Source organism: Streptomyces sp. NPDC046887 (assembly GCF_040644755.1).
Classification (GTDB): Bacteria; Actinomycetota; Actinomycetes; order Streptomycetales; family Streptomycetaceae; genus Streptomyces; species Streptomyces lichenis.
In genome coordinates this window covers 549,875-573,598 of the sequence record NZ_JBEYXH010000001.1, presented here as the reverse complement: position 1 = coordinate 573,598, position 23,724 = coordinate 549,875, and the positions used below count along the sequence as shown (strand labels likewise).

Genomic DNA, 23,724 nt, shown 5'->3' with positions numbered 1-23,724 from the left:
CCGTCCCCCCGCACGATCCGGGGCCGCCCGGCCCACGGCGGGAGGGCGGCGGTATCGAGGGGCGGTCCGGTGACCGCCATCGCGGGTGGCGGCGGGAGACCGCGGTCGGGACGGCCGGGGCGGCCGGTGGGCGGGCGGCGCTGACGCTGGCGCTCGCCGGGGCGGCTACCGCGACCGCGCTGACGGGTTCCGGGCACGCGGAGCCCCGGCTGACCCCGGCGGGCGCCAGGGCGGAGGCCGACCGGCTGTACCGGGCCGCCGAGGAGGCGGCCGAGCGGTACAACGCCGTCCGGGAGAAGGCGGACGGCGCCCGGAAGGCGGTGAACGCCCTCCGCGACGAGGTGGCCCGGCGGACCGCGTCCCTCAGCACCGCCCGGAACGCGGTCGGCGCGATGGCCGCCGCCGACTACCGCTCCGGTACGGGCGGTGGGCTGCCGCCCGCGCTGCGGCTGGCGCTCACCGCCGACCCGGACGCCTATCTGGACGGCGCCGTGCTCGCCGACCGGGCCGCCGACCACCGGGCCCGGACGGTCGGCGCGCTGCGCGGCGAGCTGGTGGAGCTGGCCCGGCTGCGGTCGGAGGCGGCCGGGCGGCTGACGGAGCTGGAGTCGCTACGGGCCGAGGCCGGCCGCCACAAGGCGGTGGTCCACGGCAAGGCCGCGGCGGCGCGGCGGCTGGTGGACAGCCTGCCGCAGCCGCAGCGCGCGGCCTACGACGGGGAGGTCGCCGCGTCCGGGCCCCGGCCGGGGCCGCCGCCGGGCGACGGGTCCCGGGCCGCCGCGGCCATCGCCTTCGCGTACGGAGCGCTGGGCAAGCCGTACGTCTGGGGGGCGACCGGCCCCGCCTCGTTCGACTGCTCGGGGCTGACCCAGGCGGCCTGGCGCTCGGCCGGGGTGGCGCTGCCCCGGACCACGTACACCCAGATCGGGGCGGGGCGGCGGGTCGGGCGGGGTGAACTGGCGCCGGGCGACCTGGTGTTCTTCTACTCCGGGATCAGCCATGTCGGGCTCTACATCGGCGGCGGCCGGATGATCCACGCGCCCCGCCCGGGCGCCCCGGTGCGGATCGCCCCGATCGACGAGATGCCCTGGGCGGGCGCCACCCGGGTGGCCTGAGCCCACTGGGGACGGGGGGTGTCAGACCAGTCGGCGTGCGGTGGCCCAGCGGGTCAGCTCATGGCGGTTGGAGAGCTGGAGCTTGCGGAGCACCGCGGAGACATGGGACTCCACGGTCTTCACCGAGATGAACAGCTGCTTGGCGATCTCCTTGTACGCGTACCCCCGGGCGATCAGCCGCAGCACCTCGCGCTCGCGCTGGGTGAGCCGGTCCAGGTCCTCGTCCACCGGCGGGGCGTCGGTGGAGGCGAAGGCGTCCAGCACGAAGCCGGCCAGCCGGGGCGAGAAGACCGCGTCGCCCTCCTGGACCCGGAAGACCGAGTCCACCAGATCGGTGCCGGTGATGGTCTTGGTGACATAGCCGCGGGCGCCGCCCCGGATGACGCCGATGACGTCCTCGGCCGCGTCCGAGACGGAGAGCGCCAGGAACCGCACCGGGTCCTCGGCGGCCGCCATCAGACCGGCGCAGCGGCGCAGCACCTCGACCCCGCCACCGCCCGGCAGATGGACGTCGAGCAGGACCACCTCGGGGCGGCTCTCGGTGATCACGGCGACGGCCTGGTCCACGTCGGCGGCCTCGCCGACCACCTCGACCCCGGTGGTGTCGGTGCGGCCGATCTCGGCGCGCACCCCCGTGCGGAACATCCGGTGGTCGTCCACCAGCACCACTCGAACCCGGCGTCCGGCCTCCGTCTGCCCGGCCCCCGTCGTGGTCTCGCTCATCCGTCCGCCCTCTCCATCTCCAGCTCCACCTCGGTGCCCTCGCCCGGGGCGGTCCGCACCCGGGCGGTGCCGCCGTTGCGCCGCATCCGGCCGATGACCGATTCTCGTACGCCCATCCGGTCCTCGGGAACCGCGTCCAGGTCGAAACCCGGCCCCCGGTCGCGCACCGAGACGAAGACCGTGCGGCCCTCGACCTCCGCGAACACCTGGACCGGCCCGCCCCCGCCACCGTACTTGGCGGCGTTGACCATGGCCTCGCGCGCGGCCTGGAGCTGGGCGGCCAGCCGCTCGTCCAAGGGGCAGTCGCCGACGACCACCACCTCGATCGGGACGCCGTGCTTGTCCTCGACCTCGGCGGCGGTCCGCTTCACCGCCTCGGCGAGGGTGTCGGGCTCGTCGCTCTCGTCCTTGCCGGTGCCCTCGGGGCGGTAGAGCCAGTTCCGCAGCTCCCGCTCCTGGGCGCGGGCCAGCCGGCGGACCTCACCGGGGTCCTCGGCGTGCCGCTGTATCAGGGTCAGGGTGTGCAGTACGGAGTCATGGACGTGGGCGGCGACCTCGGCCCGCTCCTGGGCGCGGATGCGCATGGTCCGCTCCTCGGAGAGGTCCTGGGACATCCGCACCAGCCACGGCCCGGCGAGCAGGGCCATCCCGGCGAGCACCGCTATCGCGGCGGTCAGCGCGGTGCCGAGCTGGGCGGCCGCCCCGCGGACCACCAGGAACACGGTCAGCCCCATACCGACCAGGGCGACCCCGGCGACGGCCCGGGCGAGCTGGAACAGCCGCCTGCGGCCGCCGGCCTCGGTCCAGCGGGCGCGGCGCGCGTTGTCCACCTGGCGCCAGACCAGGACGACGCCGACGCCGACCAGCAGGGTCGGCCAGACATAGCGCCCGGCACCGGCGCCGAAGTCCACGCTGCCGGCGAAGGCGACCGCGCCGATGGCGAGCGCGACCATGGCGACGACCTGGCCGCGGTCGGGCTTGCGCAGCCGGCGCCGCCCGTCCGCGGTGGTCTCGAACACCGAGCGCGACTCACTGGCCCGGCCGCCGACCCCGAGCGGGACGGCGATCCAGAACGCCGCGTACAGCAGGACGCCCAGGCCGTTGGAGAGGAACAGCGCCAGGAAGGCGAGGCGCACCCACACCACCGGCAGCCCCAGGTGCCCGGCCAGCCCGCGCGCCACACCGCCGAGCATCCGCCCGTCGGCGCTGCGGTACAGCTTGCGCACGGGTGGTTCGTCGAGGTCGGCCGGACGGGTGGTGACGGGCATGCTCTGATCGTCACACGTCCGGCCGCACCCCGGTATCAGGGCGGTCCCCTGGCTCGACCCTGAGAACGTCCCGGAGATCATCCCGGAGCCCATCCCGGAGGAGAGCCCGGTGAGCGTTCGAGTGGACGGGGTGTGAACCTCAGGGTCGGACCAGGGTCGCGGACGGTAGCGGCGGGTGGTCACCGTCGGTCACCATGGACGTATGACGCGTTCGGCTCCCTCCGCTCCCCCCGACGGCCGCGAGGCCCCGGGGGCACCGCCCGTCCCGCTGCGGCGCACCGCGCGCCGCCGGGTCGTGGCGGGCGTCTGCGGCGGCCTGGGCCGGTACTACGACCTCGACCCGGTGATCTTCCGGGTGGCCACCGGTGTGCTCGCGGTGACCGGCGGCATCGGGCTGGTCTTCTACGGCTTCGCCTGGCTGCTGCTGCCGGCCGACGGCGAGGAGGAGCCGGAGGGGCGGCGGCTGCTGTCCGGCCGGGTGGACGGGGCCTCGCTGCTGGCCGTGCTGATGGCGCTGGTGGGCTGCGGGCTGTTCCTGTCGATGCTGAACAACGGCGGCACGGTCTCCTTCTCGCTGCTGCTGGTGCTGGCGGTGGGCGGGGCGGCCGTCTGGTCGCGGCGGCGCTCCACCGAGCCGGAGCCGGGCGAGGGCCCGGCCGCCGTGCACACGGTGGCGGAGGCCCCGCCGGAGACCAAGGCGCCGCCCCCGCGCGACCTGCCGTCCTGGTGGCGGGACCCGATCGTCAAGGACGGCACCACCGGCCCGGTGCCCCTGGGGTATCTGTGGGGCCCGGAGGAGGCGGTGGGGATGGGCACCCCCGCCGAGCGGCGCAAGAGCCCGGCCTCGGCGGTCCCGGTGGCCCGGGGGCCCCGGCCGCTGGGCGGGCTGGTGCTGCTGCTGGCGCTGCCGGCGGGCGCCCTGGGCACGGGGCTGCGCTGGGGCTCCGAGCCGCTGGCGGTCTGCCTCCAGACCGGACTGGCCTGTGCGCTGGCGGTGTTCGCCTTCGGGCTGGTGATCAGCTCGTTCGCCGGCCGGACCGGCTCGGGGACGGTCTTCCTGACCGTGCTGACGGCCCTGCTGCTGGCCGGCGCCTCGGCGCTGCCGCACCGGATCACCACCGACTGGATGCGCACCGAGTGGAAGCCGGCCGTGGCGGCGGACGTCCGGCCCTCCTACGCGCTGGGCAGCGGGGTCGGCACCCTCGACCTGTCCGCGCTCTCCATACCCGCCGGCCAGACGGTGAAGACCTCCGCCGAGGTAGGCGCCGGCCGGGTCGAGGTGGTGGTGCCCCGGGACGTCACGGTGAAGGTGCGTGCCCAGAGCGGGCTCGGCGACCTCAAGCTGCCGGACGACCCGCCCGGGGACATCGACGTGGCCCCCGGCCAGGAGGCGGTGCACACCGTCGCCCCGCCCCGGGGAGCCGCCCCGGCGGGCACCGTCGAGCTGAAGCTGAAGATCGCCGTCGGCCTGGTGGAGGTCACCCGTGCTACGCCATGAGTTCCACCCCGGCCGCCTGGTCACCGGCGCCACCGGGCTGGCCGTCGCCACCCTCTACGCGGGGGACGCGGCCGGTGCCTGGCACGCCCCCTGGTACGCGGTGTTCCCGGTGCTCGTCCTCGGGCTGCTGCTGGCCGGGGCGGCGGGGTACGCCGGCTACCGGGCCCGGCGGCGGCGCGCCGACCAGGCCGCGTCAACCGAGAGCAGCGGCGCCCCGGCCAGCACCAGGGGCAGCCAGCCGATCAGATAGGGGAGGTCGTTGCCGTAGTAGTAGGGCTCGGACGGCCAGCTGACGGTCAGCCACAGACTGAGCGAGATCAGCGCCCCGCCGAGCGCCGCCAGCCGCGCCAGCACCCCCACCAGGGTGCCGACCCCGACCGCCAGCTCACCGGCGGCGAGGGCATAGCCGAAGCCCTCCGGATTCCGCAGCGCCAGGTCCACCAGCCAGGGCACGGCGGAGGAGTCCCGGACCGCGCGCATGGTCTCGCCGACGGACCCGGGGCCGGAGGCGGCGAGGAAGCCGGCGTCGGTGAGCTTGTCCAGCCCGGCGTAGATGAAGGTCACACCGAGGAAGATCCGCAACGGAAGGAGCGCGTACCGCCCGAGCCCGGCCCACCCCCCGCCGTCGGACCCGCCTCCGCCGCGGCGCCCGCCCGACTCAGCTCCGCCCCGGCGCCCGTCCGCCCGACCGGCCTCGAAGCGCCCGGGCCGCACCCGCGCGCCGAAGCGGCCGGAGGGTTCACTTCCGCCGAAGGCCCCGGTGGGCTCGGCTCCGTCGTAGCGTCCGGCGGGCTCTTCGCCGCTGGAGCGCCAGGCCGAAGCGCCCCTGCCGAAGCGTCCGGCGGACACGTCCCCGTCGAAGCGCACGGTTGGCTCGCCGTCGTCGTAGCGCCCCGCCGCGCCGTGGGTGTGGGTCATCGCCGTCCGCCTCTCCACGCCGGGCCCGGACCCCGATGGTCCCGCGGACCCCCTCCCGGGGATACGTACCGGGGACCGACCGGGTTCACCGCCCGGGACCGGGTTCACCGCCCGGGACCGGGTTCGCCCCCCGAGGCCGGGTTCGCCCCCCCCGAGGCCGGGTTCGCCCCCGAGGCCGGGGTCGCCCCCCGAGGCCGGGGTCGCCCCACGAGGCCGGGCCCCAGGGGCCCGGTTCACGACCCGGGGCCGAGCTCACCACACAGCCAGGCCCACCACCCGGGGCCCGGTTCACGGCCCCTGGGACCGGGCTCACCACCCGGGCCAGGTTCACCGCCCGGGGCCGGGCCTATCCCCCGGGGCCAGGTTCACCACCTGGAGCCGGGTCCAACCCCCAGGACCGGGTCCAGACCCCTAAGGCCCGGTTCATCCCCTCGGGACCGAGTACAGCCCCCCCAAGGCCGGGTTCAGCACCCACAACCGGGGCCAGAATGCGGGCATGACCGATGACGTATCGCGTGCACTGTCCGCGGACCGCTCCCCGCTGGTCGAGTTGCTCGGGCTGGAGCCCCATGTGGAGGGGGGCTGGTACCGGGAGACCTGGCGTACCGGGGGCGCCGTGACACCCGACGGCTACCCGGGCCCCCGGGCTTACGCCACCGGTATCCACTTCCTGCTGCACCCCGGGGAGACCTCCGCCTGGCATCGGGTGCGCTCCGACGAGCTGTGGCTCTGGCACCGCGGTGGCCCGCTCCGGCTCTCGCTGGGTGGGCCGGGCGAGGCACCGAGCGGGACACCCGAGCATCTGGTGCTCGGCGCCTCGGTGGAGGACGGCGAGCGCCCGCAGCTGCTGGTCCCGGCCGGCCACTGGCAGTCGGCCGAGCCGCTGGGCGACGAGCCGGTGCTGGTCTCCTGTGTGGTGGCGCCGGGCTTCGCCTATGAGGACTTCGAGCTGCTGGAGGACGGGGAGGCGGAGGAGGGGTGAACGGCCGGAGCCGCCGTCCACGCGATGTGGGCGGCGGCTCCGCTACGGGGGACCGGCGGGAGGGCTACTCCCACTCGATGGTGCCCGGGGGCTTGGAGGTCACGTCCAGGACGACGCGGTTGACATCGCGGACCTCGTTGGTGATCCGGGTGGAGATACGGGCCAGCACGTCGTACGGCATCCGCGTCCAGTCGGCGGTCATGGCGTCCTCGGAGGACACCGGGCGCAGCACGATCGGGTGGCCGTAGGTGCGGCCGTCGCCCTGCACGCCGACGCTGCGGACGTCGGCGAGGAGGACCACCGGGCACTGCCAGATGTCCCGGTCCAGACCGGCCGCGGTCAGCTCCTCGCGGGCGATGGCGTCGGCCTCGCGCAGCAGGTCGAGCCGCTCGCGGGTCACCTCTCCGACGATCCGGATCCCGAGGCCGGGGCCCGGGAACGGCTGGCGGTGGACGATCTCCTCCGGCAGGCCGAGCTCCTGGCCGACCATCCGGACCTCGTCCTTGAACAGCTGGCGCAGCGGCTCGACGAGCTGGAACTCCAGGTCCTCGGGCAGCCCGCCCACGTTGTGGTGGGACTTGATGTTGGCGGTGCCGCTGCCGCCGCCGGACTCCACCACGTCCGGGTAGAGGGTGCCCTGCACCAGGAACTCCACCGGCTGGTCGTTCGGCGCCTCGGCGACGATCTCGGCCTGGGCCTGCTCGAAGACCCGGATGAACTCCCGGCCGATGATCTTGCGCTTCTCCTCGGGGTCGGAGACCCCGGCGAGCGCGGACAGGAACCGCTCCTGGGCGTCCACGACCTTCAGCTGCACACCGGTGGCCGCGACGAAGTCCTTCTCGACCTGCTCGGTCTCGCCCTTGCGCATCAGCCCGTGGTCGACATAGACGCAGGTGAGCTGGGAGCCGATGGCCTTCTGCACCAGGGCCGCGGCCACCGCCGAGTCGACACCGCCGGACAGCCCGCAGATCGCGCGCCGGTCGCCGACCTGGGCGCGGATCGACTCGATCTGCTCCTCGATGACGTTCCCGGTGGTCCAGTCGGGGGTGAGCCCGGCGCCTCGGTAGAGGAAGTGCTCCAGGATCTGCTGGCCGTGCGTGGAGTGCATCACCTCGGGGTGGTACTGCACCCCGTAGAGCTTCTTCTCGTCGTTCTCGAAGGCGGCGACCGGCACCACGTCGGTGGAGGCGGTGACGGTGAAGCCCTCGGGCGCGGCGGAGCAGGCGTCGCCGTGCGACATCCACACCGGCTGCTCGGTCGGGGTGCCCTCGAAGAGGGTGGAGGAGGCCTTGGAGACGTGCAGCGGGGTGCGGCCGTACTCGCGGGCGCCGGTGTTGTCGACGGTGCCGCCGAGCGTGGTGGCCATCAGCTGGAAGCCGTAGCACATGCCGAAGACGGGGACCCCCGCCTCGAAGAGGGCGCGGTCGATGCTGGGCGCACCCTCCTCGTACACGGAGGACGGCCCGCCGGAGAGGATGATCGCCTTGGGGTTCTTCGCCAGGATCTCGTCCACCGGCATGGTGGAGGGGACGATCTCGCTGTAGACCCGGGCCTCACGGACGCGGCGGGCGATGAGCTGGGCGTACTGCGCGCCGAAGTCGACGACGAGTACGGCGTCGGGCGCGGCAGCGGGATTCGCTGATGACACTACGGCGGCCTTCCGGCGTGGAGACGTGAGGTGTGGGGTGCGGTGATGTAGGGGGTGTGTCTCGATTCTAACGGCCCCGGTCACCCGCCTTCTCGTCTCACCATCCGAACCGGCGGCCGCCCCCTTCGGGTGATGGTCCATACTGTCGCCATGCGCAAGCTCTCGACCTTCGTCTTTACCTATGGCACCCGGCCCGTCCGGCTGCCATGGTCGTGCTGCTTGAGCCACTGACAAGCGACTTCCCAGGCGCCCCGGGCCGAATTCGGTCCGGGGCGCCTGTGTGTTTCCCGGAGCCGACCGCCGGGGGCCCGCCGCCCCGACCCCGATGACCGAGTCCTCCGAGGAGACCCCCCATGAATGCCGTCACCGCCCCCACCACCCCCGCCACCCCCACCACCCCCGCCGCCCGCGCCGCCGAGTGGACCGGCGCCCGTACCGAGGAGGCGTCGCGGGTGGTCTCCGGTGCCCGGGAGCGCATCGACGCCCTGGACGACCGGATCATCGGCCTCATCCAGGAGCGGATGGCCGTCTCGGCCGTCATCCAGGAGGCCCGGATCGCCTCCGGCGGCCGCCGGGTGAACCTGGCCCGCGAGACGGAGGTCCTCTCCCACTACCGGGACGCCCTGGGGCGGCGCGGCACCTCGCTGGCGATGACCGTGCTGGAGCTGTGCCGGGGCACCGTCTGACCCCTCTACCCAAAAAGTGGCCGGATGTGAGTTCGGAGCCGCTCTCACCCGTCTGGCGCGTGACCGCCCGGGACCGGTCTTCGTTGGTCGGGGTGTCCGTGTCAGCCAGGGGCGGGCCGTCAGAAACCACGCGTGGCTCCGCTGGGGCGTGTGGCGTACCTCCTGGTACGCCGTGGGACCTCGCCTCAGCGTGCGTGACCGGACGGCAGGGGACAGCAGCCCGGTCACCCAAAAGAGCGGCCGGTTCCAGGGACGCCCGGAACCGGCCGCATCGGGTCCCTCCCCGACCCGCACACCCGTCCCGTACACCCCGTCCCGCTCCGGCTCAGCAGCACCCCGGCCCAGCAGCACCCCGGCCCCGTCCCCCGGCCGCCCCCCAAAAAGAGCACACACCCCGAAAGCACACCTCCCCGGCGGCGCCGCCCCCCGCGCCGCCGCACCGGGCACCGCCGCCGCCCTGTCGCCGGCGCCCGGACCCGAGGGGCCCGTGGCGCCCGCGAAAGCGGCGCCCACGGGCCCCTCGGCATGTTCCGGCCCGCTCCACAGCGAGTGTGACGCAGACCACACCTGGTTTCCCTCGGTGGACGGGCAACCGTTCACACCGCTCACAGGTCATGCATACGACACAAAGGCCACACCCGTGACCACACGGGGGCGGCCGGGAGGCGCTGCACTCGGAGGGGGGTGCAGCGCCTCCGTCGTATCCGAGCGACCTCCAGGACGCTTTCAGGACTTCGGCGGGACGGTGGGGATGCCCAGGAACGGCAGCCGCAGCGCGCCGAAGGCGTCTGCCGGGACGGTGGGCGACGTGGGCTCGACCGGCGCGATACGGGTGTAGGCCTCGCCCTGGCGCGGGCGCGGGTCGTCCTCGCCCTTGTTCGGCCAGAAGGACATGGCCCGCTCGGCCTGGGCGGTGATGGTCAGCGACGGGTTGACGCCGAGGTTGGCGGAGACCGCGGCGCCGTCCACCACGAGGATCCCGGGGTGCCCGTGGACCCGGTGGTACGGGTCGATGACGCCGTCCTCGGCGGTGGCGCCGATCACGCAGCCGCCGAGGAAGTGCGCGGTCAGCGGGGTGCCCATCAGTTCGCCGACGTTGGAGCCGGCGAAGCCGTTGATCTCCTCGGCGAGCAGGGTGGCGGCCCGGGTGCCCTCGGCGATCTGCTTGGGGTTGGGCGCGCCATGGCCCTGGCGGGCGGTCAGCAGGCCCTTTCCGACCCCGCCCCGCTTGCGGTAGGTGGTCAGCGAGTTGTCCACCGACTGCATCACCAGGCCGATGATCGTCTTCTCCGACCAGCGGTGGTTGGAGAGGGAGCGCACGGTCAGCCAGGGGTGCCGGGCCACGTTCTTCAGCCAGGCGGCCACCCGCCGCTCGGCGAAGGGCACCTGAAGGATGGAGAGCGAGCCCATCGCGTTGGAGCCCTTGCCGTAGCGGACCGGCTCGATATGGGTGTTCCCGTCCGGGTGGATGGACGAGGTGATGGCGACGCCCTGGGTGAAGTCGGCCTTCGGGTGGCCGTGGCGCTTGCGGTAGCGGCGGTCCGAGGTCTGCGAGCCGACCAGCGCCTCGGAGTTGGTACGGGTCAGCTCGCCGAGCCGGTCCGAGATCCGCGGCAGCAGCCCCCGGTCCTTCATGGTGTGCAGCAGGGTCTGGGTGCCGTAGGTGCCGGCCGCGACGATCACATACCGGCTGCGCAGCACCCGCGGGGCGGCCTTGCGGCGGCGCTGGGTGGGCGCCACCGAGACGCGGTAGCCGGCGCCCGAGGGGTCCTCGGTGACGGCGGTGACCGTGGTCATCGGGTGGATGACCGCACCGGCCCGCTCGGCGAGGTGGAGGTAGTTCTCGGTGAGGTTGTTCTTGGCGCCGTGCCGGCAGCCCGTCATGCACTCGCCGCACTCGGTGCAGGCCCGGCGGGCGGGGCCGGCGCCGCCGAAGTACGGGTCGGGGACCTCCCGGCCGGGCCGCGCCTTCACACCGTCGGCGCCGTCGGCGTCCTTGCCGTCGCCGAAGAAGACGCCCACCGGGGCCAGATGGAAGGTGTCGCCCACCCCCATCGCCTCGGCGGCCGCCTTGAGGTGGACGTCGGAGGGGGTCATCGTCGGGTTGAGCCGCACCCCCAGCATCCGCTTGGCCTGGTCGTAGTACGGGGCCAGCTCGTCCTGCCAGTCGGTGATCGACGCCCACTGCCGGTCCTGGAAGAACGCCGGCGGCGGTACGTAGAGGGTGTTGGCGTAGTTGAGCGAGCCGCCGCCGACCCCGGCACCGGCCAGCACCATCACATTGCCCAGCAGATGGACCCGCTGGAGCCCGTACAGCCCGAGGGCCGGAGCCCACAGGTAGTTGCGCAGGTCCCAGGAGGTCCTGGGCAGGGTGGCGGGCGTGAAGCGGCGGCCGGCCTCCAGGACGCCGACGCGGTAGCCCTTCTCGGTCAGCCGGAGGGCCGAGACGGAGCCGCCGAATCCCGAGCCGACGACGAGGACGTCGTAGTCGTAGCCGGCCTCCTGGTCACCGGCTTTCTGGTCGCCGGTTTCTTCCTGGTCGCGGGCAGGGGTGACCTGGGACATGGCGCTCCTCGTACCGGAGAGAGTGAGGGGAGGGGGGAGGGGTGGGGGTCAGCGGAAGCGGAGGGCCTTCATCACCCGCAGTCCGCGGGTCATCAGGGCCGCGTACGCCTCGTCGTCCATACCGAAGGACGGGGCGAGCGGGAGCAGCCGCTGCTGCGCCACGGTCTGGGCCTCGGTGTACTTGAGGATGCCCTCGGAGCCGTGCCGGCGGCCGAGACCGGAGTCCTTCATCCCGCCCATCGGCGACTGCACGCTGCCGTAGGCGGGCGCGTACCCCTCGTTGATGTTGACCGTGCCGGTGCGCAGCCGGGCGGCGATGGTGTGGCCGCGGGCCGAGTCGCGGGTCCAGACGGAGGCGTTGAGCCCGTACGCGGTGGCGTTGGCGCGCTCGACCACCTCGTCCTCGTCGCGGAAGCGGTAGACCGAGACGACGGGGCCGAAGGTCTCCTCGGAGCAGACGGCCATCGGCTCCTGGACGCCGTCCAGGATGGTCGGCTCGTAGAACAGCGGGCCGATGTCGGGGCGGGCGGTGCCCCCGGCGACGAGTACCGCGCCCTTGGCGACGGCCTCCTCGACGTGCCGGTTGACGGTCTCCAGCTGGCGCTCGCCGACCAGCGAGCCCATATCCGCCCCGTACGCCAGGGAGTTGCCGAGCCGCATGGCCCTGGTCCGGGCGGCGAACCGCTCCACGAAGTCATCGGCGACGGACTCGTGGACGTACAGCCGCTCGATGGAGATGCAGAGCTGACCGGCGGAGGAGAAGCAGGCGCGGACGGCCCCGGCGGCGGCCTTCTCGATGTCGGCGTCGTGCAGGACCAGCATGGCGTTCTTGCCGCCGAGTTCGAGCGATACGCCGACCAGCCGGGCGGCGGCGCCCTGGGCGACCTCGCGGCCGGTGCGGGTGGAGCCGGTGAACGAGACGTAGTCGGCGTGCCGGACCACCTCGGGCCCGACCACCGGCCCCTCGCCCAGCACGACCTGGAACACCTCCTCCGGCAGCCCCGCCTCGATCAGCAGCTCACGCGCCCACAGGGCGGTCAGCGCGGTCTCGGTGTCGGGCTTCATGACGACGGCGTTGCCGGCCACGAAGGCGGGCAGGGCGTCGCCGACGGACAGCTCCAGCGGGTAGTTCCAGGGGGCGATCTGGCCCACCACCCCGCGCGGCTGGCGCAGTTCGGTCACCTTGGTGAGGGTGGGCAGCACCCCGGTGTGGCGGCGGGGCTTGAGGTACGCGGCGGCTCGGCGGCCGTAGTGGCGGGCGGCCACGGCGACGGCCTGGATCTCCTCATGGGCGTGCAGCCGGGCCTTGCCGGTCTCCAGCTGGACCAGGTCCAGTCCCTCGGCCTGCCGCTGGAGGACCAGGTCGTGGAAGCGGAGCAGCACCGCGGCACGGTCCCGCACCGGCGTGGCCGCCCACACCCGCTGGGCGGTGCGGGCCCGGTCGAAGGCCTCCGCGACGTCCTCGGGGGTGGACTCGGGCAGCTCGGCCAGCCGCTCCCCGGTGAACGGGGTGTGGTTGGCGGTACGTCCGGAGCCGACGACCCCGCGGACGAGCCGGGCGACCAGATCGGGGGTGACCACGTCGGCGGCGGTGCGCACGCCGGCCGGCGCCGGGGCGACCGGGTTGGTCCCGCCGCCCGGCCCCTGGGCCGCCTGGCCCGGTCCGGTGGCCGTCGCGCCCGCCTGGGCGCCCTTCGCGGCAGTGGTGTCCGTCATGGGGCCGAGGGTATGCCGGAAGACGGCACTTCGGTACCCGCCGGTAACAGCTTTTCACCGGCCCCGCACACCCCGCCAGCGTTCACTGGCACATAAGGCCTGATCAGGGGCGTTGGGGCGGCTTGACGGTGTGGGGGACGTCTTGGCCCGTCCGCGGGCGCAAGGGCGGGGTGGACCGCTCGGGGGCGGGTGAGGTGGTGGCCGTACGGCGGTCCCCGCCCCCGCCCTCCCCGTCATGGCCCCGCAGCAGCAGGACCCCCGCGGCCCCCAGTCCGGCCAGGGCCACCAGCAGCGCGGCGGCGATCAGCGGCCCCCGGAGCGGGGTACGGGGGTGGGGTCGCCCGAAGGAGTCCCGGAAGGGGCGGCGGGCCGCGGCCTCGTGCGGGGATCCGCCGACGGCGGAGGGCCACGGCCCGGGCCCGGAGCGGGGCCCGGGGCGGGACCCGGATCCCGGAGGGCCGGGGCGCCGGCGTACGGGCCGGGCGGGCGGCGCCGCGTCGGACGGGCCGTGAGCGGAGGGGCCGGAACGGGGCGGGGCCGGACGGAAGGGGCCGTGGCGGTGCTCTCCATGGGCCGGGTGGCCATGCCCGAAAGGCCCGTGACCCGACGGACCGTGACCCGACGGGCCGTGGAGAGACGGACCGCGGCCGGACGAGTCCGGCGGCACCGCGTCGGCACGGTCGTGCGGCGGCGCCCCCTCGGACGTACCGCTCCGAGACGTACCGCCCTCCGACATGCCGCCCCCGGACACACCATCCCCGGGCGTACCCCCGTCCGGCGGAAAGCCTCCAGCCGGAAGGCCCTCCAGCGCACCGCCCTCCGGGCCACCGCTCCCCCACCCACCGCCCTCCGGCCCACCGCCCTCCGGCGACGGACCCGCCGGCCGATCACCCCCGTCGCCAGGCGCCAGGGTGCCGAGCGGCAGTGTCCCGCCCGGCAGGCGGTATCCGGGCGCCTCGCCCGCGGCCTCCGCGTACGACCGCAGCAGCCGTTCGGCCTCCGCGCCGCCCATCCGGCGGTCCGGATCGCGCTGGAGCAGACCGCGCACCACCGGCAGCAGCGGCCCGGCCGCCGCGGGTGGGCGGATGTCCTCCTCGACCACCGCGTGCAGCACTCCGCCCAGCGAGTCCCGGTGGAACGGCGACTGGCCGGTCAGCGCCGCGCACAGCAGTGCGCCCAGCGACCACAGATCGCTGGCCGGCCCGGCCTGGGCGCCCCGCATCCGCTCGGGAGCGGTGTACTCGGGCGATCCGACGAACATCCCCACCTCGGTGATGGTGGTGGACCCGGCGAGCTGGGCGATGCCGAAGTCGGTGAGCACCACCCGGCCGGTGCCCTCCTCCAGCAGGACGTTGGCCGGCTTCAGATCGCGGTGCAGCACCCCGAGGGCGTGCGCGGCGCGCAGGGCGCTCAGCAGCGCCAGCCCGAGCCGGGCCGCCTCCCTCGGGGCGAGCGGGCCGTGCCGGGCCAGCCGCCGGGCCAGCGAACCGCCCTCCACCAGCTCCATCACGATGTACGGAACGCCGTCCTCCTCCACCACATCGTGGACGCAGACGATATGCGGGTGGTGGACCCGGGCGATGGCGCGGGCCTCCCTCAGCGACGAGGAGCCCGCGGCGCCCGCGTCCTCGTGCAGCTCGTCCAGATGGAGCTCCTTCACGGCGACGCGCCGGCCGAGCAGTTCGTCGTACGCTCGCCAGACCGTGCCCATCCCCCCGCGCCCGAGGCGCGCCTCCAGCCGGTAACGTCCGACGATCCGCCGCTGCTGCCGGGGTCCGGACACGGCACATCCCCTCTGCTCGCGTCCGCCACCGGGCCCCCGGAAAATGTCCGGAACAGGCCGGGAGCAGGTCCGGGACGAGGTCCAGGACAAGGTCCAGGGCAGGTCCGGAACGGATCCGGCGACGGGTCCCGGGCGCGATCCGGTGCGCGGGCCCTTATGCGACCCGCGTGCCCGTCCGCCGTCAGCCCCGGCGTGAGGACTCGCGGACGGCCTTCAGGTGAGCGACGAACAACGTGTACGGATGCGGAGGGCCCGCCGTCCCCGCCGGACCGGTCGAGAAAGCCGGAAGCCGCCGGACGGGTACCCGCCGGAGCGCCCCGGACGGCTCCCCCGTCTCCGTACCCGCACGGGATCACGCCGACACCGGGGGCACTCCCGCGCCCGCCCGCGGATGGCGCGAACCCGACGGTCCCGCGCCGGGCCATCCGGGCGGGGCAGAGGCCGTCAGCGGGTGGCGCGGTAGGCGGTGACGGCCTGCTGGTAGATCTCGGACACCTTGTCGCGCTGGCTCTCCGGGCCGATCACCTGCACCACGTGGTAGCGCTCGCCGACGATGAGCGCCAGATTGCGGACGTACACCTCGCGGCCGCTGGCGTCGGTCCAGGTGAACTGGCCCTCCGCGGTGGCCTGGCGGCCCACGTCCACCCGGCGCAGACCGGTGGCGGTCGCCCAGGTGGAGTCCCGCCAGGGCTGGAGCTCGCGCTCCCTGGTGCGCTGGTACTCCAGCGGATCGCCGCCGGCCGACCGCACGGTGTCGCGGCCGGGCACGACGATCAGGGTGAAGTCCCCGCCGGTGTAGCGGACCTGGCCGGCGTCGTTGATCGGGCTGCGCTGCCAGTTCTTGTCCACCCCGATCCGGAAGCCCTCGGCATCGTCGCGGACCGCGTAGCCGTCGGCGAGTTCGGGGCCGCCACCCGGCGGAACGGTGTTGGTGGAGGGCGCCTGGCCGCCGTCGGTGGACGGGTCGGCCGGGGCCGGGTCACCGCCCGGGCCCGGCGCGGTCGCCGAGCCGGAGGCAGAAACGGAGGGAGAGGGTCCGGGGGTGGGCGGGGCGGCGGACTGCCCGTTGCCGCCGTTCTCGGTCTCCCCCGACTTGGGCAGGAACGCCACCGCGTACGCGATGGCCGCGGCCAGCAGCAGCAGGACGAGCAGCAGCAGAAGGCGGCCGAGCGAGCGGGGGCTGCCGTCGCTCCGCGCGGCCTTGTCCGGCCGGCGCTCCCGAGCGGGGCGCGGCAGGGGCGCGGTGGTCTCGGCGGGCGGGGCGGCCGCCGTCCGGGAGGCGGCGCGGGCCTTGCGGTGGCGGTGGGCGCCGGCCTGGGCCCGGCCCGCCCGCCTCCGCCGCACCAACTCGCCGCGGCGGCGCACCACCGGCAGCCGGCCGGCGTCGACGGACGGCATCGGTACGAGATGGGCCCCGGCCTCCGGTTCGGGCGCCGAGCGGACGAGCGAGCGCAACCAGCCGCGCAGCTCCTCCACATCGGGCCGCTCGGTGGCGTCCTGGCGCAGCAGCGACTCGACCACCGGGCGCAGCGGGCCGCACTCCTCAGCGAACGCGGGCGGCTCGGCGCAGACCATCTGCACCAGCTCGGCGGCGTGCTCCTCCGGGTAGGGGGCGTGCCCCTGGACCGCGCGGTAGAGCAGGGCACCGAGCGCCCAGAGGTCGGTGGAGGGCCCGACCGGCGGAGCCAGCTGCCAGGTGCCGTGCACCGGTCCGGCCTGCTCGGGCGCCCAGCGCTCGGTGACCGGGCCGACCACCGCGATCCGGGTCTGCCGGGCGCGCTCGGCGGCCAGCGGGGTCTCGGGGCCGCGGTAGCGGGGCGGGGCCGCCGGACCGTCGCCGTGGGGAGAGTCCGGGGACGGTTCCCGGGCGGCGGCGGCGGTACGGGAGGAGGTCGCCGCGGCCGGTACGGGCAGCCGGGGCTGCTCGCGCCGGGCGTCGGCCCGCAGCGCGTCCCGGGTGCCGTACGGGGAGTGGCTCTGGCCGGATGACCCGGACGGCTTGTACCGGTCGTACGGGGAGCGGCCGCCGCCCGCGGGCACGGACCCGCCCCGGCCGGTTCCGCCGGGGCCGTCGTTCCAGACCCCGGTCAGATGGGCGCGCCGGGGCGGCTCCTGCTCCGGGCCGGTGTCCGTGCCGGGCCCCTCGTCCGGCTGCCGGTACGGCCGGGCTCCGTACGGCTCGGCCCCGTAACCCTCCGCCCCGTACGGCTGGGTCCCGTACGCCGGGTCCTGGCCTTCGTCCTCGTCGTCGTCCTCGTCATCGGTGAGCGCGGGGTCATGGGACCACCACCGCGGTTCCGCTTCCCCGGCCCCGGCGGCGTGGGGCGGGGTACCGCTGGGCGGCAGGGCCCGTGCGCCGGTGTCCTCGGGGGCGGGCGGAAGCGAGAGCGAGGCCCGGGCCTCGGCCGCGCGGGCGGCGGCCCGGGTACCGGCGCTGTAGGCGGCGATGGCGCCGGCCCGGGCGGCCCGGGCGTCCGGCACCACGGGTGGCGGCACCGGCTCGCCCGGCGGCTGGTCGGGCCGCTCTCCCGGCCGGGGCACCGGCTCGGCGCCGTGACGCTGTGGCAGCGCCGGCTCGTAGCCTGGGGCGAGCGCGGGCAGCGCAGGCGCGGCGGAGGCCTCCGCCTCGTCGTAGCCACCGCCGTCCCCGTAGCGGTATCCGTACGCGTAGTCGTACTGCCGCTGGTGGCCGCCCGCACCGCTGGACGCCTCCGGCGGGGAGCCCGGGGCCTCCTCGTCGTAGCCCTCGCCACCCTCTGCGGCGATCGGGCCGCCATCATCGTCCGTCCCGCCCTGGTACTCCGCGTCGTCCGCGTCGTCCGCGAAATCCTCGTAGCCCTGCTCGTCCTGATCGTCCTGGTCGGGCAGGGGGTCGTAGCCGCAGAGGGCCTCTTCGGCCGCGCCCGCGGCGAGCCCGGTGAGCACCACCCGGCCGTCGTCGCAGACCAGCACCGTCTGGGCGGTGACATTGCGGTGCGTCCAGCCGTGGGCGTGCAGCGCGCGGAGGGCGGTGAGCACCTCGGAGCCGATCTCGGCCGCGCGGTAGGGGGTGAGCGGCTGCTGGTCGAGCAGCGAGGCCAGGGAGCGGGCGGCCACCAGTTCGCTCACTATCCACAGCGAGCCCCCCTCGGCGAACACGTCGAAGACCTGGTCGAGCCGGGGGTGGTCGGGGATCTGGGCGGCGGCCTGCGCGGCCTCGACGGCCCGGCGCACAAACGGGTCGGTGGGGCGGCGCACGGCGTGGTCCGGACGGGGGGCGGCCGGGCCGCGGGCCGGACGGCGAGTGCCCGGCTCGTCGGCGTCCAGCACCTCCGCGTCCACGATCTCCGGCAGCGGAAGCCGGCGGATCATCACTTCCTGGCCGCTGTAGGTGTCGAAGGCGCGGGTGGCGACGGGCTCCTGCTCGTACCCGTACTCGTCCTGGGGTGGCAGCGGTAGGCGGTAGCGGTCGGCCAGCACCCTGCCCGCGTACTCGTCCACGATGCCGCCTCCCCACGGACCTCGTCCTCCGGCCACCGCGGTGCGGCGGGTCCGGCTCCTGGGATCCGGTTACCCGGGCCCGGCTACCCCAGATCGTAGACAACCGTCAGATTCGGTCGTCGGCCGAGCAGTTGTCGAGCTTTTGTCGAACGGTTGCGGACCGACCCGAGGGGTTGTCCGGCTGCGTACGGTCTTCGGACTCTCACGATACGTGCCCCGGACCGTCCTCGGGCGGGATCCGGAGGTCCCACCGGGCCCCCGGACCTGAAGCCTCCTCAGCCCTTCGGGGTCTCGACCCTTCCCGGGGCCTCAGCCCTTCGGGGTGAAGCTCGCGAAGGCCGTCTCCCGGAGCGTGGTGCACTCCTTGCCGCCCCACTCGGCGACCGGGCAGCTGATCATGATCGAGTAGCCGCGCCCTGCGTCCACCTTGAAGCCGCGGTTCAGCACCCGGACCCGCTCGCCGTTCTCGTCCCGCTCGAACTGCCAGTCGGCGACCGTCGGGTAGCCCTTGTAGTCGACCTTCGCTATGCCGATGTGGCGGTAGCCGTTGCTGCTGACCGCCACCCCGGCCCGGGCGAGGTTCCACGCCAGGGCGGCGTCCCCCTTCGGGTCGCCGGTGAAGTCGACCTGGACGCGCGGGTAGGGGGACGCGCCCCAGAACTTCCCGCCCGAGTTCTGCCCGGCTATCCCCTTCAGGGAGAAGTCCTTGGGCATGGCCATGCTGAAGTGGAAGGTGTCGTTGGAGACCGTGGTGTATCCCGCGGGCAGGCCGCCGGGCTTGCCGTCGTCGCCACCGGTGCCGGGGGTGCCGCCGTCCTCGGGCCGGTCGTCGCCCGAGGCGCCCGGAGAGGGCCCGCCGCCCGGCTGCCCGCCCTTGCCCTCGTCCTTGCCGTCGTCCTTCCCGTCCGTCTTGCCGTCCGCCTTGCCGTCGCTCTCGCCCTGGCCCGTGCCGCTCCCGGACGCGCCGGTGGGCTCGACCTCCGAGCCGGCCGAGGCGGTGCGGTCGGCACCGGGGCCACCCTGGCCCTTGGTGCCCGGATCGTCGCCGCCGGCGGCGATGACGGCCACGATCGCGGCGATCACCAGCACCACCACGACCGCGATGACCACCAGGGTCCGGCGCGACACCACATCGGTCAGCGGGGCCCTCGGCGGAGCCGCCGGTCCCCGGCCCTGGGACGCGGTCACACCGCTGCCGGTCCCGGCGGCGGTGGTGGTGGTACGGGAACGGGCGGCGGAGTCCTGCCGGTTGGCCGAGGTGGCCGCGGCCGCGTTCCGTACGGAGCGCAGCGCGCCGCGCATCCGCTCGGCCGCCGCCTCGGTCGCCGGCCGCTCGGCCCCGGTCGCCCCGGCTGCCCCGGCGGCTCCGGCCGTCCGCGAGCCGGTCCGGTCGCCGCCCCTGGTCCGCTTCTCGCGCTTCTCCAGCGGTGCGGGCTGCGCGGGCGGTACGGGAGGCAGCGGAACGACCCGGGTGGCCTCCGGTGAGGACTCCTCCACGGCCGCCGGCTCGGGGGCCCGGATCACCGCCTGGAGCAGCGCCCGCGCCCCGGCGTCGTCCAGCCGCTTGGCCGCGTCCTTCTCCAGCAGCCCGTAGATGACCTCGGTCAGCGGGCCGGCGTTCTTCGGCGGGTCGAGCTGCTCGGTCATCACCGCGGTGAGCGTGGCGATGGCGGAGCCCTTGTCGTACGGCGGGCAGCCTTCGACGCTCGCGTACAGCAGGCCGCCCAGCGACCACATGTCCGCCGCGGGGCCGGGCTTGTGGCCGCGGGCCCGCTCCGGGGAGATGTACGAGGGGGCGCCGACCAGCATGCCGGTGGAGGTGATGGAGGGGTCGCCCTCGACCTGGGCGATGCCGAAGTCGGTGAGGACGACCCGGCCGTCCGCGCCGATCAGGACGTTGGACGGCTTGACGTCCCGGTGCAAAATGCCCTCGCGGTGGGCGGAACGCAGCACGTCCAGGACGGCGAGGCCCACCTCGGCGGCGCGCTTCGGGGTGAGGAGGCCGTCCTCACGTACCGCGTCCGCCAGGGACTTGCCCTCGATCAGCTCCATGACGATCCACGGGCGGTCATCCTCGTCCACAACGTCGTAGACGGTGACCGCGCCGTTGTTGCGGATCCGGGCGATCGCCTTGGCCTCGCGGAGGGTGCGGGTGATCAGACGGCGCTTCTCCTCCTCGTCGATGCTGTTGGGGAAGCGCAACTCCTTGACCGCCACCGTGCGGCCCAGCGTCTCGTCCACGGCCCGCCATACGGTGCCCATGCCGCCCCGGCCGAGCACACCGTCGAGCCGGTACCGCCCGGCCAGCAACCGGCCGCCGTTGCCGCTGCCGCTGCCGTGGCTGCTGCCACTACCGCTGCCGGATCGGCTGCCGCTGCCCGGGCGGGCGCCCGACGCCCCGGCACCGTCCTTGCCCTTGTCCTTGCCCTTGGTGAGGTCCTGGGCCTGGGCCTTGGCCGTGTCGGTCTCGCCGCCCTGCTTGGCGCCGGCCTGCTTGGCGGGGCCGTCCTCCTTGGCGGAGCTGACCGGCTTGCGGGTCGGCACCCGGTCGGCGGGCTTGGCGGGCGACGCCTCGTCACCGGCACCACCGGCCGCCGTCTCCTTGGTGAACTCCCTGGTCGTCCGCGGCCCTTCGGCGGTCTTCGCGTCGGCGGACTTGCCGTCAGCGTTCCGGCCATCGGCGGGCTCGGCGCCGGTGGGCTCGGCCTGCCCGGGCTTGCCGTCGCCGCCAGCAGCCGCCCCGGACCCGGCCGCCGCATCGGGCCGCTCGGTTCCCTTGTCCGGTCCCGAGGTTGGCTTGTCAGCCCCTGGGGTCGGCGTGTCCGCCCCCGGGGTTGACTTGTCCGCCCCCGGGGTTGGCTTGTCCGGCTTCGGGCCCGTGCCCGCGGCCGGCTGGCCGGAACTCGCCGGCGGCCTGTCCGCTCGCGCTTCGACGGCGTCCGGGCCGCTCGCGGCCCCGTCCGACCCCTTGGCCGCCCCGAGCTTCATCGTGGAGTCCCCGGCCGGCTGGGCACCCCGAGGAGAGGGGACCCGCCCTGCCTCGTCCGTGGCCGGCTTGCCCTTGTCCCGCTGAGGTTCCCGAGCCGCCCTGCGCGACTGCTCCGCTCCCGACATGCGTCCCCTCTGCGATCCTTGTTCCTCGCCCGCGCCTACCGCGTCCGCGCGATGCGGTAACCCGCCCTGGAAGAAACTCCATTGTCACCCACTCCGGGACCGGCGGCGCCTCCGGGTCCGTCAGCTTCCGGGTATGTCCGGCACATCCGCCCCCTGTACACCCTCGGTCGCCCCCGCCTCACTCGATCGATACGCCCAACGCCCCGGCCGTCCGCCCCGGTTCGAGCACCGGGACGAGACGGCAGGCGCCCTCCAGCCGCCGGAGCACCGACGCCCACGGGGCGATCCCCTCGCTCCCCTCGCTCCGTTCTCCCTGTCCCTCTCCCTACAGGGGCACGATGTCCGGGGCGCCGAGGCGGGCGGCGTCCGCGGTGAGGTCGTCGGGCTGGCGCTGCGACTCCCGCTCGGCCTCCACCCGCTTCTCGTAGTGCTCCACCTCCCGGTCGATCTGCCCCTGGTCCCAGCCGAGCACCGGTGCCATCAGCTCGGCGCACTCGCGGGCGCAGCGGGTGCCCCGGTCGAAGGTCTCGATGGAGATGCGGGTACGCCGGGTCAGCACGTCGTCCAGGTGCCGGGCGCCCTCGTGCGAGGCGCCGTAGACCACCTCGGCGCGCAGGTAGTCGTCGGCGCCGCCGAGCGGCTCGCCCAGCTTGGGGTCGGCGGCGATCAGTTCCAGGACCTCCTCGGCCGAGGAGCCGTACCGGTTGAGCAGGTGCTCGACCCGGACCACATGCAGACCGGTGCGGGCGGCGATCCGGGCGCGGGCGTTCCACAGGGCGCGGTAGCCCTCGGCGCCGATCAGCGGTACGTCCTCGGTGACGCAGGCCGCCACCCGGCTGTCCAGGCCGTGCACCGCGGCGTCCACCGCGTCCTTCGCCATGACCCGGTACGTCGTGTACTTGCCGCCCGCGACGACCACCAGTCCGGGCACCGGATGGGCCACGGTGTGCTCGCGGGACAGCTTGCTGGTCGCCTCGGACTCGCCCGCCAGCAGGGGCCGCAACCCGGCGTAGACGCCCTCCACGTCGTCCCGGGTGAGCGGGACCGCCAGCACGCTGTTGACGTGCTCCAGCAGGTAGTCGATGTCGGCGCTGGAGGCGGCCGGGTGCGCCTTGTCCAGGTCCCAGTCGGTGTCCGTGGTGCCGACGATCCAGTGCCGCCCCCAGGGGATGACGAAGAGGACGGACTTCTCGGTGCGCAGGATCAGCCCGGTGGTGGAGTGGATGCGGTCCTTGGGCACCACCAGGTGGATGCCCTTGGAGGCGCGGACGTGGAACTGCCCGCGCTCGTTGATCAGCGCCTGGGTGTCGTCGGTCCACACCCCGGTGGCGTTGACCACCTGTTTGGCGCGCACCTCGTACTCGCCGCCCGCCTCCACGTCCTGCACCCGGGCGCCGACCACCCGCTCACCCTCACGGAGGAAGCCGATCACCCGGGCCCGGCTGGCGACCTGCGCCCCGTAGCTGGCGGCGGTGCGCACCAGGGCCGTCACAAAGCGGGCGTCGTCCATCTGGGCGTCGTAGTACTGCAGGGCGCCCACCAGCGCGTCCTTGCGCAGCGCGGGGGCCACCCGCAGCGCGTGCCGGCGGGAGAGGTGGCGGTGCATGGGCAGGCCGCGGCCGTGGCCCGAGGAGACCGACATCGCGTCGTACAGCGCGACGCCGGAACCGGCGTAGAGCCGCTCCCAGCCTTTGTGCTGGAGCGGATAGAGGAAGGGCACCGGCTTGACCAGGTGCGGGGCCAGCCGCTCCAGCAGCAGTCCGCGCTCCTTCAGCGCCTCCCGGACCAGCGCGAAGTCCAGCATCTCCAGATAGCGCAGGCCTCCGTGGATGAGCTTGCTGGACCGGCTGGAGGTGCCCGACGCCCAGTCGCGCGCCTCCACCAGGCCGGTCGCCAGGCCCCGGGTGGCCGCGTCGAGGGCCGTGCCCGCGCCCACCACCCCGGCGCCGATGACCAGCACGTCCAGCTCCCGCTCGGCCATGGCCGCCAGCGCCTCCGCGCGCTCGGCGGGCCCCAGTGTCGCTGTCCTCACCGCTGCCTCCCGTCGTTCCCGGGTCGTCTTCGGTCCTGCCCGTCCTGCCCGGTCCTCACCGCGAGCCCCGGCGGCCACTTCTGTGCCCGCCCTGCCCGTCTGCCCGGTCCTGCCCGTCCGTCCCCCGCCGACCGCCGACCGACAGCTGACGTCCGGCATCCGCATCACAGCGCCGCGGACACGGACACCGGCCCGC

14 protein-coding genes and 1 pseudogene are annotated in these 23,724 nt (G+C 74.8%); 5 read left to right on the top strand and 10 right to left on the bottom strand.

The annotated features are described in order from the left end of the window. The first annotated feature begins 140 nt into the window (after positions 1 to 140). Positions 141 to 1,115 carry a C40 family peptidase gene (locus tag ABZ945_RS02630; RefSeq protein WP_361262941.1) on the top strand — a complete coding sequence of 325 codons (975 nt, stop codon included), beginning with the start codon at positions 141 to 143 and terminating at the stop codon, positions 1,113 to 1,115. Between the two features lie 21 nt (positions 1,116 to 1,136). On the opposite strand, the gene ABZ945_RS02625 is transcribed toward ABZ945_RS02630, so the two are convergent. Beyond that, a complete protein-coding gene (locus tag ABZ945_RS02625; RefSeq protein WP_361262611.1) occupies positions 1,137 to 1,838 on the bottom strand; it encodes a response regulator transcription factor in 702 nt (233 codons plus the stop codon). Next, positions 1,835 to 3,106, bottom strand: a complete 1,272-nt coding sequence (locus ABZ945_RS02620) for a PspC domain-containing protein (RefSeq protein ID WP_361262608.1) — start codon at positions 3,104 to 3,106, stop codon at positions 1,835 to 1,837. The genes ABZ945_RS02625 and ABZ945_RS02620 overlap by 4 nt, the downstream gene beginning before the upstream one ends. A gap of 202 nt (positions 3,107 to 3,308) precedes the next feature. Between ABZ945_RS02620 and ABZ945_RS02615 the strand changes: the two genes are divergently transcribed. Together ABZ945_RS02615 and ABZ945_RS02610 are read left to right on the top strand one after the other, a co-directional pair. Then, positions 3,309 to 4,604 carry a PspC domain-containing protein gene (locus ABZ945_RS02615; RefSeq protein WP_361262606.1) on the top strand — a complete coding sequence of 432 codons (1,296 nt, stop codon included), beginning with the start codon at positions 3,309 to 3,311 and terminating at the stop codon, positions 4,602 to 4,604. Continuing rightward, positions 4,591 to 4,854, top strand: a complete 264-nt coding sequence (locus tag ABZ945_RS02610) for a hypothetical protein (protein WP_361262603.1) — start codon at positions 4,591 to 4,593, stop codon at positions 4,852 to 4,854. Before ABZ945_RS02615 ends, ABZ945_RS02610 begins: the two co-directional genes overlap by 14 nt. Here ABZ945_RS02610 and ABZ945_RS02605 read toward each other — a convergent pair. Continuing rightward, positions 4,761 to 5,204: pseudogene (locus tag ABZ945_RS02605) on the bottom strand (DoxX family protein); the annotation flags it as partial. The gene ABZ945_RS02610 and the pseudogene ABZ945_RS02605 overlap by 94 nt on opposite strands. Positions 5,205 to 6,018: 814 nt before the next feature. On the opposite strand from ABZ945_RS02605, the gene ABZ945_RS02600 reads away from it, so the two are divergent. After that, entirely contained in the window at positions 6,019 to 6,504 is a 486-nt protein-coding gene (locus ABZ945_RS02600; protein WP_361262600.1) for a cupin domain-containing protein, read from the top strand. A gap of 64 nt (positions 6,505 to 6,568) precedes the next feature. Here the strand turns inward: ABZ945_RS02600 and guaA are convergent, their stop codons facing one another. Then, complete coding sequence (gene guaA / locus ABZ945_RS02595) at positions 6,569 to 8,152, bottom strand: glutamine-hydrolyzing GMP synthase (RefSeq protein WP_361262598.1); 1,584 nt, start codon at positions 8,150 to 8,152, stop codon at positions 6,569 to 6,571. 353 nt (positions 8,153 to 8,505) lie between these two features. On the opposite strand from guaA, the gene ABZ945_RS02590 reads away from it, so the two are divergent. Then, complete coding sequence (locus tag ABZ945_RS02590; RefSeq protein ID WP_361262595.1) at positions 8,506 to 8,838, top strand: chorismate mutase; 333 nt, start codon at positions 8,506 to 8,508, stop codon at positions 8,836 to 8,838. A 726-nt stretch (positions 8,839 to 9,564) separates the two neighbouring features. Here the strand turns inward: ABZ945_RS02590 and ABZ945_RS02585 are convergent. The 6 genes from ABZ945_RS02585 to ABZ945_RS02560 all read right to left on the bottom strand — a co-directional run bounded on the left by ABZ945_RS02585 (position 9,565) and on the right by ABZ945_RS02560 (position 23,528). After that, the gene (locus ABZ945_RS02585; RefSeq protein ID WP_361262592.1) at positions 9,565 to 11,403 is read right to left on the bottom strand and encodes a GMC family oxidoreductase; all 1,839 of its coding nucleotides are present in this window, start codon (positions 11,401 to 11,403) and stop codon (positions 9,565 to 9,567) included. A 48-nt stretch (positions 11,404 to 11,451) separates the two neighbouring features. After that, positions 11,452 to 13,119, bottom strand: coding sequence for a succinic semialdehyde dehydrogenase (locus ABZ945_RS02580; RefSeq protein WP_361262589.1), 1,668 nt, complete (start codon positions 13,117 to 13,119; stop codon positions 11,452 to 11,454). Between the two features lie 103 nt (positions 13,120 to 13,222). After that, complete coding sequence (locus ABZ945_RS02575) at positions 13,223 to 14,830, bottom strand: serine/threonine-protein kinase (RefSeq protein ID WP_361262939.1); 1,608 nt, start codon at positions 14,828 to 14,830, stop codon at positions 13,223 to 13,225. Positions 14,831 to 15,346: 516 nt separating this feature from the next. Further along, on the bottom strand, positions 15,347 to 18,382 hold the full coding sequence (locus ABZ945_RS02570; protein ID WP_361262586.1) for a protein kinase: 3,036 nt from the start codon (positions 18,380 to 18,382) through the stop codon (positions 15,347 to 15,349). A gap of 309 nt (positions 18,383 to 18,691) precedes the next feature. Beyond that, the gene (locus ABZ945_RS02565; protein WP_361262583.1) at positions 18,692 to 21,370 is read right to left on the bottom strand and encodes a protein kinase; all 2,679 of its coding nucleotides are present in this window, start codon (positions 21,368 to 21,370) and stop codon (positions 18,692 to 18,694) included. 451 nt (positions 21,371 to 21,821) lie between these two features. Next, on the bottom strand, positions 21,822 to 23,528 hold the full coding sequence (locus ABZ945_RS02560; RefSeq protein ID WP_361262580.1) for a glycerol-3-phosphate dehydrogenase/oxidase: 1,707 nt from the start codon (positions 23,526 to 23,528) through the stop codon (positions 21,822 to 21,824). Between the last annotated feature and the right edge of the window lie 196 nt (positions 23,529 to 23,724).